Origin of the sequence: Marinobacter lipolyticus SM19 (assembly GCF_000397065.2) — a bacterium.
Taxonomy (GTDB): domain Bacteria; phylum Pseudomonadota; class Gammaproteobacteria; order Pseudomonadales; family Oleiphilaceae; genus Marinobacter; species Marinobacter lipolyticus.
The window spans coordinates 694,835-701,055 of sequence record NZ_KE007306.1 but is presented as its reverse complement, the minus strand read 5'-3'; the positions used below and the strand labels follow the sequence as shown (position 1 = coordinate 701,055).

General features: G+C 47.8%; 10 protein-coding genes. 6 read left to right on the top strand and 4 right to left on the bottom strand.

Going from position 1 to position 6,221, the window contains the following annotated elements; translation table 11 throughout:
• Positions 1-225 (top strand): hypothetical protein (locus tag MARLIPOL_RS18705; protein WP_222102446.1); only part of this gene is annotated, 225 nt, incomplete at its 5' end.
• Between the two features lie 87 nt (positions 226-312).
• Here MARLIPOL_RS18705 and MARLIPOL_RS03255 read toward each other — a convergent pair.
• Entirely contained in the window at positions 313-1,500 is a 1,188-nt protein-coding gene (locus MARLIPOL_RS03255; protein ID WP_012136649.1) for a Fic family protein, read from the bottom strand.
• A gap of 161 nt (positions 1,501-1,661) precedes the next feature.
• Between MARLIPOL_RS03255 and MARLIPOL_RS03250 the strand changes: the two genes are divergently transcribed.
• On the top strand, positions 1,662-2,072 hold the full coding sequence (locus tag MARLIPOL_RS03250) for a hypothetical protein (RefSeq protein ID WP_012136648.1): 411 nt from the start codon (positions 1,662-1,664) through the stop codon (positions 2,070-2,072).
• 230 nt (positions 2,073-2,302) lie between these two features.
• On the opposite strand, the gene MARLIPOL_RS03245 is transcribed toward MARLIPOL_RS03250, so the two are convergent.
• Both MARLIPOL_RS03245 and MARLIPOL_RS03240 read right to left on the bottom strand, forming a co-directional pair.
• Positions 2,303-2,875 (bottom strand): ImmA/IrrE family metallo-endopeptidase, encoded by a 573-nt coding sequence (locus MARLIPOL_RS03245; protein ID WP_012136647.1) that lies wholly within the window; start codon positions 2,873-2,875, stop codon positions 2,303-2,305.
• Between the two features lie 16 nt (positions 2,876-2,891).
• Positions 2,892-3,248, bottom strand: coding sequence for a helix-turn-helix domain-containing protein (locus MARLIPOL_RS03240; RefSeq protein ID WP_012136646.1), 357 nt, complete (start codon positions 3,246-3,248; stop codon positions 2,892-2,894).
• Positions 3,249-3,377: 129 nt separating this feature from the next.
• Here MARLIPOL_RS03240 and MARLIPOL_RS03235 point away from each other — a divergent pair, with 129 nt between their 5' ends.
• From MARLIPOL_RS03235 to MARLIPOL_RS03225, 3 genes are read left to right on the top strand one after another with little or no spacing between them, the layout of a single operon-like run.
• Positions 3,378-3,629 (top strand): multiubiquitin domain-containing protein, encoded by a 252-nt coding sequence (locus MARLIPOL_RS03235; protein WP_012136645.1) that lies wholly within the window; start codon positions 3,378-3,380, stop codon positions 3,627-3,629.
• Positions 3,604-4,809: a ThiF family adenylyltransferase gene (locus MARLIPOL_RS03230; protein WP_012136644.1), complete on the top strand. Its 1,206-nt coding sequence runs from the start codon at positions 3,604-3,606 to the stop codon at positions 4,807-4,809. The genes MARLIPOL_RS03235 and MARLIPOL_RS03230 overlap by 26 nt, the downstream gene beginning before the upstream one ends.
• On the top strand, positions 4,793-5,194 hold the full coding sequence (locus MARLIPOL_RS03225) for a DUF6527 family protein (RefSeq protein WP_012136643.1): 402 nt from the start codon (positions 4,793-4,795) through the stop codon (positions 5,192-5,194). The genes MARLIPOL_RS03230 and MARLIPOL_RS03225 overlap by 17 nt, the downstream gene beginning before the upstream one ends.
• A 150-nt stretch (positions 5,195-5,344) precedes the next feature.
• Here the strand turns inward: MARLIPOL_RS03225 and MARLIPOL_RS03220 are convergent, their stop codons facing one another.
• Positions 5,345-5,821: a DUF1499 domain-containing protein gene (locus MARLIPOL_RS03220; protein WP_012136642.1), complete on the bottom strand. Its 477-nt coding sequence runs from the start codon at positions 5,819-5,821 to the stop codon at positions 5,345-5,347.
• Between the two features lie 187 nt (positions 5,822-6,008).
• Here MARLIPOL_RS03220 and MARLIPOL_RS19025 point away from each other — a divergent pair.
• Positions 6,009-6,221 (top strand): hypothetical protein (locus tag MARLIPOL_RS19025; RefSeq protein WP_186008457.1); only part of this gene is annotated, 213 nt, incomplete at its 3' end.

Here is a 6,221-nt window from a genome sequence, read left to right as displayed (position 1 = left end):
AAAAAAAAAAAAAAAACCCCGCCAGCAGGTTCCCTGCGTGGCGGTTTCAGTGGCTCAGTCGTCCAAAGCTGCAATGGTATCCGCAAGATCGATCATGGCATGGTAATCGTCAATGAATCCCATGCGGAATTATCGTCTAGGTGTTGCGGCTCAGTTCGCTTGGCGACCCTCGCAGTCATCCGCGAGAATTTAAACAAAAGCGGACACTCGCCCGCCTGGCTGTGATCGAGATTTAGGCCGAAGCATCGATTCCGGTTTAAAACGACTTCAAGCTGGACTTTCACACTCCGGTCCACATGACACACCTCAGCCTCAAACCACCCACAAGCGCGGGAAAAGGATCTCAATCGAACTCGGAGACAGATCCAGTTTTAGAGGCTTGCGAGGAGGTGCTTGGATCAACGCTGCTTCTTTCATTTGTTTGACAATAGTGTGCATGGTTCTCTCCTCTACACCTAATCTAGCTTTCGCATCGCTGCGAGTTAGTTCCCCGCCTCGAATCAGTTCCTTATACAAAAGACGCGTTCCCGGATGGAGCTTCGGTAAGCGCACTCCTCGCTCAATTATCATCTCCTGCTTGCACCTAAGATCAAAAAATACGTCAATTCTCTGATCAAGAGCTTGGGGATCCAGCAAGCTACTAAAGTATTTCAACTGATCAATTGCCGTATCGATAAAATACTCAGTAAACGCCATCAATCCACGATCAGAGAGAGCACCTCTGCCATCGCTGCTGCCTTGGCGCGGCATATCAGCTTGCGCGAGTGCTTTATAATAAGCTTCGGTATCACGACCAAAACCACGACTCATAGACCACAACCCAATGCCTCCAAGTCCTGCTTGGCGTAGATATAGGTCAGTGAACAGGCGCGCCACGCGCCCATTTCCATCTAAGAACGGATGAATATAAAGCAGCCGATGATGTGAAGCTGCAGCTGAGAGCATGGCTTGAGAAGCTCTCACCTTGTCCAGGCGATAGTATTCATGAAACCGATTAAGCATACTTGGCACTTCTTCGTAAGGCGGCGCAAGATGTTGCCCAACCGTCACATCATTTTGACGCAGCTGACCTGGCACTAGATCGTACTCTTTGCCACTTTTCTCATCCTTTATCTTCAGTAGCTCTTCAGGGGCCCCAGAGTAGAAGTCATGATGTAGCTGCTTGAGCGTCTCCGGATGGCTCGCCTCCCTCCCGCTCATGTCACCTTGGCTCAATCTCGCTTCGACCTCTAAAAGACGCTTTACCTCTCTGAGATCTTCATCTTCTACGATATCTGGCATTTCCTGAGCCCTTATAAGCTCAGCGGGCTCCGTTGAGTTTCCCTCAATTTTGCATGAATAATAGGCATTTACATTGCGGAGTAGTTCCTCAATGGGTTCCCGAAGCGAGCGCGGGATAGACGAATTGAGGGACGCGTCCATCTGCATCATGCTGACCACTTTGGCATCAAGTTCGCTCGAGATCTTATCGAGATCTATGTATCGAGTTACATTTATCATTTGCCGGTTATTTCCTAAAAAAATGCATTTATAAACAGATCGTTAAGATGCCATTGAATTATTCGTTGCAATTATAACCTGCGGTTAAATTTCGGGCAATTGTTTTGCATTTTTGCAGCACGAAGTTGAGCAGAATGGCTACATGGCAGAGGTGGCCATGCTTGGCTAAGCTATTGTTCTATCGCTTCATATTCAGTGAGTTTGATGGTTCACCTTCAATAAAAAACACGCAGTCAAATTTCCCCAATGCAGAGCTCGCTTGCAGCCTCCCAAGAGAATTGGAGGAGACAGAACACAACGTCGTTTCCCGATGCGAGCAATGGTTTTTTGTGATTCAGGGGGAGGTTGGAGGGGAGTTTCTTGGGGTACATAGGAAAGCGGAAATGCCTGACATTACCGATCAAGATTGCTACATCGTCTGCACTCACCCGCCGTTTGAAGAGTTTGTTGGCTCGCTCATCTCGCATGCCGGGCAAATGGGATCTGCCTGGCATGGGCATGAATTTGAATTCACGTTCAAAGGAATCTTCGGCAAGTCTATGCTGATCCAGTCAATTTATTGTGGCTCCTAGCCAAACGGGCTCAGTGACTGTTTGAGGTTTGGAATTGGAAACTATTCGAATGAATGGGTCAAAACTTAACGACAAGCGTCACGCGGATGATCTTTGCCTCGCTCTGCTCTCTGAAACCCATAGGTGAGGAATGTCTGGCAGGCCGGTGGGAGTCCACCGCCTTTAAATGGAAGAGCCGGACGGAGTAGAATATAGCGGCCACTCTGGAGCTCGGCTGGTGTATCTAAATTTTATTTCGGTCCTCTGAAGCGGTTGGCCCGCTTGCGGGCGCCTGTGACGTTTATTCTCATGGTAATGAGCTGTTCGCTGGCCGTGTAGAGCTCACTCGCAAAGCTTAAGGACATCTTGTTCCGTACAATATGAAGAGCCGCTTCCTCCGAGACAAGCAAGGCGGGACCGAGCCAGTTTGCCTCTTCCTCCATGGACCTGACTTCGCTATTAAAGTTGCGCTCCCCATCGCCTGTAAATGGAGGAGTAGGAGGATGTAACAAAATTGCGTGGCTTAACTCGTGCGCAATATTGGCAGCTTGTCGGTATGGATGATGAGCGTCGTTATGGACGATTAAACGTTTCCTGCCCTTAAAAACGGAGACTGCAGAGAACTTATCTTGAGCACCGTTGGACAAAACGGAAACTGCCTGCGGATCGCTAACAGAGAATTCACTCAACGGAAGAATTGGGATTTCCAACAATCTCGCCAATTCCCACGGGCAGAGTGGCTCGTAGGATTGTCTCCCGAGCTCTACTCGCATCTCTTTGGCGTATTTATTGGCTTCACTTTTAAATCCACGCCTTAGTGCCATGAACTACGGTTCCAAGTTAATGATTTCTCAACTTTTCGTGAGCTGTCCGAACAATCGCCTCTATTGCCACTTTAGCATCCGAAGATAAGGTTGGGTCAGCTCTGAACAGAGCAGCAACGTCCTCTATTGAGTTCTCTGCGGGCTTCGAATCGTGTGTATCCCGCTGAATAAAATTGTCCACTTTCAACTGTGACCATGCCGCTAGTGCCGCCAACGTGTCCACGTCGGGCCGCTTTCCTTGTGCCATACGAGTGAGAGTGGAAGCACTAACACCAGCCTCTTCTGCCACCTTCCTCCAAGTTATCTTCTTGTTATTACGGGCTTTATCTAAGGCTTCAAAAAATGCGTCAGCATCAAATTGACCTTTGGGCATAATTTTTTCCAGTTTTATAGTTGCAACAGTGTTCGACATATGAAATTATTGTTTTGCGAGTTTCAGTCTAGCAACTAATTTGCATAGATGAAATAGAAAATCCAAGATCGTAATAGAGGAATTCTGATCATGAACCCAGACAAAAAGTTGGTCACTATCATTGTCGAAGCAACTCCTCACGAGTGGCCCAAAGGTGAGATTTCGTATGACGAGGTGGTGGCGCTAGAAGTGCCCGGTCACAGCCCTGAATCTCAAACCACTTATTCGGTTATGTACGAACGCGGCCAAGGTAATAAGCCTGCCGGCTCGCTGTTTCCTGACGCGTCAGTAAAAGTTAAAGAAGGTATGGTGTTCCATGTTTCAGAAACTGGTCAATCTTAATAGCGACTTGGGGCAGTTGGTCGATAGAGGCTACGCGCTATCGATTGACACCACAAACCACCTAATCGTGCATGATATTCCCTACCTAGACAGGGAGGGACAGTTGAGGATAGGTGCGATTGTTTGCAAGTTGAAATTTCTTGATAAATTTCGCTTTGAACAAAATGACCACCAAATCTATTTTGCCGGAGATACCCCATTTGCTGCGGATGGAAATCCGGTTCGAGGACTGGGAGGGGGATCCTGCACAATTAATCTCAGCCCAACCTTTAACGATGTCGTCGTCCAGCGGTCCTTCTCGGTAAAGCCCAAAGGGACTGGGAAATACAAGGACCATTTTCATAAGTTGGAAACGTATGTTGGCATGATCTCTGGCCCAGCCATCAATAAGCACAACGCCAACCCCTACACTTTCCGTTTGCGAGAAGAGGTTTTGGAAGACCCTGTGTTCAAATTTCGGGATACTCTTACCAGTCGTTCTGATCTAGGAGATCTTTCAGAGAGACTCTCGAACGAAGTGGTTGCAATAATAGGCCTGGGGGGAACAGGTGCCTATCTATTGGACTTCTTATCCAAAACCCCGGTAAAAGAAATTATCGGATTCGATCACGATTACTATCACGTGCACAACACGTATCGCTCTCCTGGACGGCTGGATGAAGAAGAGTTAGGCCTTCCGAAAGCTGAAGTTTACAAGCGCCGGTACCAAAATTTCCGCCATGGTTTATCCCTAGAAAACCAATGTCTCGATGAGGAATCAAGCCATTTGCTCGGAAATGTCACCTTTGCCTTCGTATGCGTCGACAATGGAGATTCGCGTAAGGAAACTTTTGATATTTTGATTCGAATGAAGATACCGTTCATTGATACGGGGTTGGGTGTAAAGAGAAGTTCAGTTGGCGATCTAAGTGGGATGCTCAGGACTACGTACTTTTCCACCGAAGACGCTAATAGGGTAAGGGAGAAGAAGTGCGCAAATGAATCTGAAGATCCTAATAATCTTTACAAATCAAATATCCAGATCAGTGAACTAAATGCTTTAAACGCCTGTATGGCGATACTGCAATACAAGCAAATCAAAGGGTTTTATGAGGGAGAAAACCGCACTTTTGATACTCGTTTTAATGTGGGTTCGTTCTTGATGGTGAGGGAAAATACATTCAATGAAAATGAAGATTGAATATGTGCATTACATGCCCAAGATCCTAGAGAATGGTGTGCTCTATGTATCCCAGGAATTCAATACGGCAGCGCACCTGTGCGCGTGCGGATGCGGTGAGAAGGTGAGAACGCCTTTAACTCCAACTGAATGGCAGCTTACTAATTCTGAGCAGGGACCATCTCTGAAACCTTCAATCGGTAACTGGCAGCTACGCTGCAAGTCTCATTACTGGATAGCCAATGGCAATATTCTCTGGGCTAGCGAGTGGACTAGCGCCGAAATTGAGGAAGGTCGAAAGTTCGAACAGTTGCGGAGGAGGAGCTACTTCAGGGAGCATGAACAGAATGTGCACGTGACAATATTTGAAAAAATCTGGCAGCGGATTAAGCGTTGGTTAAGTTGAAACTTTATTGCCGTTGATGAAGTGATGTTGGATCCAAATCTGAGAAAACTGGGACAGATTTATTGTCGCGGCTTTTTTGAAGGCTCAGAGCTAATCTGAGTCACTACCAACCCTCTCTAAAAAATAGATCTGTCCCAGCTCCGCCTTCTCTCAGTCAGTACTTTTTAGAGCCTGGCTGTTGCCACTGGCAACACCACTCTCAACCAGATTATGCCTGAAGCGCTCCACGCGCCGCCGGTTAACCCCCAGATCATAAAATCCGACCAGCGACTGGGATCGGACATCCAGACTGCGTCGGTCCGGGCTCACCAGAACCTCAAAGTAGTCGGGAAAGCGGAGCAGGTCGCTATGAAAGGTCATGTCCATATAGCCAAAGCGCGAGTGATTGAGCCTGGCGCCGGGCATTTCAGTAGCGACAGCTTTAACTGTGTCCCATGTCGGCTGATCCAGGGGCGCAGACAGCTGAATGGGTTTCACGTAATAGAGGCCCACTGATGAGGTGCTGGATACACAGTTCAGGAAGGGCGTACAGCCATCAAGAGCGAACTCGGTACCGGAGGAAGGTACATGGCTGGTCGAAGTGCAGCCTGTTAGCAGGAGTACTGTCAGTAGAGCAAAAAATCGCATGTTTGATTCCGGATGAGCCATTGTCGGGTGGGAATGCAGTGTAGCACCATGCTGATGGTCGGTTTTCAAGGTTTCGGAAACCGGGACAGATCTATTTTTGATGGATTAAACGGCATAGAATTGGCGAACGGTATCAACTGGATGTTCATGTGGCACCCAGATAACAAGCGCAGCGACAGGCCTTATTATGCATTTGGATAAAGCAAAAAAGCGCATTGCAAAGCAGGTTAAGAAGGGCTTTCATGGCTATCCGTTGGTTTCGCTGGAGTACTTTGGTAAAACGCCGGATTCAGCCACCGAAGTCGTTGTTTCATTTACTGAGGAAGAGGGCGCGGATCCCCAGAAGCAAACGTTTGTGAGTGGCGGTGATGCCCGGGAAGATGAAACGATTCAATCCACT